This is a genomic window from Christensenella sp. (assembly GCF_034927525.1).
GTDB lineage: Bacteria > Bacillota > Clostridia > Christensenellales > Christensenellaceae > Christensenella.
The window spans coordinates 1-1732 of sequence record NZ_JAYFPU010000270.1; the positions used below are offsets into that span (position 1 = coordinate 1).

Genomic DNA, 1732 nt, shown 5'->3' on the forward strand with positions numbered 1-1732 from the left:
CGCAGTCTGAGCTCCACTCGTCCGCAAGTCTCAACGGCTCATCGGGAAGCATCTCTCCGAAAAGGACCACACCCGGACGCAGCAACCCCCCACAGTCACACTTTTCACCATTAAGAAAATACTCTTTATCCCAAATCTTTCCGCAGGAATGACACCTGACGGGTTCAAGGCTTCCGTGAAGCTCAGCTATTTTCACGGAACCGGCTTTCTGGTGAAGCCTGTCCACGTTCTGGGTGATTATTCCCATAACATAGCCATCGGCCTCCCATTCCGCAATGTATCTGTGCCCTTTGTTAGGCTGTACGCTCTCGGGTACATAAAGCCTGGATCTATAGAACTCCAGGAATGATTCATAATCATGTTCGAGCGTGTTTACTGAGGCGTACTGCATGGGGTCGACATGAGCCCACAAGCCCTCTTTCGACCTGAAGTCGGCAAGCCCCGATTCTGTACTGAGTCCTGCACCGCTAAAGACGACGACTCTGCTTTTTTTTATCTGTTCCGCAAACCATTTGGCTCCGCTCTCGATATCCATATCAATGAGATCACTCCTCCCTTAATTTTTTCAGGTCAGGAAGCAGCAGGCTCTTCCCCAGTCTGCGCCTCGTGGCACAGAGAAGGAGATTCGCCAGCAGCAGGGAGACCGTTATGGGTCCCACACCTCCCGGAACCGGACTCAGCGCCTCGACACGCCCCTCTGCACCTTTTGCCACATCCCCTACCAGTTTTCCCTCTTCTGTGACATTAGTTCCTACATCGACCACCCATGCATGGGATGGCAGTATCTCAGGGTCTACCATGCCTGCTACTCCTGCGGCAGCTATAACCACATCGGAACCTGAAAGGACATCTTTGAGCTGTTCAGAGGAGGTCCGTGTGTGGCAGACCGTCACTGTCCCGTGCCTGTGCATCAGCATCAGCGCCGCAGCCTTGCCAACGTTTGGGCTCCTGCCAATAACAGCGCACCTGCTTTGCTCAAAAGAGCTCCTGCCATACCATTCAAGCAGCGAGATCGCCGCCCATGCTGTACATGGAAGAGGAATGGCTGTTTCGCCAAGATACAATCTGCCAAGGTTTTCCGGATGGACGCCTTCAACATCCTTTCCTGATGGAAGGCCGTTCAGTATCTCGTCAACAGGCCAACCCTTCGGAAATGGGGTCTGCAGTATTATTCCGTCAACTTCCTGATTTCTGCCTATCGCCGCCAGTTTTTTCAAAAAATCTTCTTTTGGAATATCACAGTCAAATTTTTCCAGTCTGGCTGATATGCCTGCATCATTAGAGGCTTTCAGCTGGTTTCTGATGTACCTTTCAGCAGCAGGGTTATCACCCACCTGGACTGTCACCATTTGAGGCACCCAACCGTCTCTTACTCTGATGGCATCGACCGAAGCCGCTACCCAGTCCTTAATTTTTTTCGAAGTGATCCTGCCATCAAGTATCAGTGTCATTTTGCTTCTTCCCCGATTTCAGAATGGTCATGCGAATGGCTATGGGAATGGTGAAGCCCGTGATAATGACCATCCGTCTCCTTTGCATGTGGATCCTTTAAGTCTTCTTTGGTCATATTCAGTTTTGTCTCAAAGTCTCCCTGTATAAGTTTCGAGGATTTTACAGCCGTTTCCCTTTCACGCGCGATCAGAGAACGGACCTCTGATAATGGTATGGACCGTTCTGAAGCTATTTTTTTAATGTCCTCAAATTCGGGCATTTCCTTTATAATTTTGCCTCC

2 protein-coding genes and 1 pseudogene are annotated in these 1732 nt (G+C 50.2%); all 3 read right to left on the reverse strand.

What is annotated here, in order from left to right:
• On the reverse strand, positions 1–535 hold a 535-nt coding region (locus tag VB081_RS11060; protein WP_323400873.1), incomplete at its 3' end, for an SIR2 family NAD-dependent protein deacylase.
• Between the two features lie 10 nt (positions 536–545).
• Complete coding sequence (locus VB081_RS11065; protein ID WP_323400874.1) at positions 546–1451, reverse strand: bifunctional 5,10-methylenetetrahydrofolate dehydrogenase/5,10-methenyltetrahydrofolate cyclohydrolase; 906 nt, start codon at positions 1449–1451, stop codon at positions 546–548.
• A pseudogene (locus tag VB081_RS11070) lies at positions 1448–1732 on the reverse strand (hypothetical protein); the annotation flags it as partial. The gene VB081_RS11065 and the pseudogene VB081_RS11070, both read right to left, overlap by 4 nt.

Coding starts and splice junctions, on each gene's coding strand:
- VB081_RS11065 (WP_323400874.1), bottom strand. CDS start 1,451: ATGACACTGATACTTGATGGCAGGATCACTTCGAAAAAAATTAAGGAC.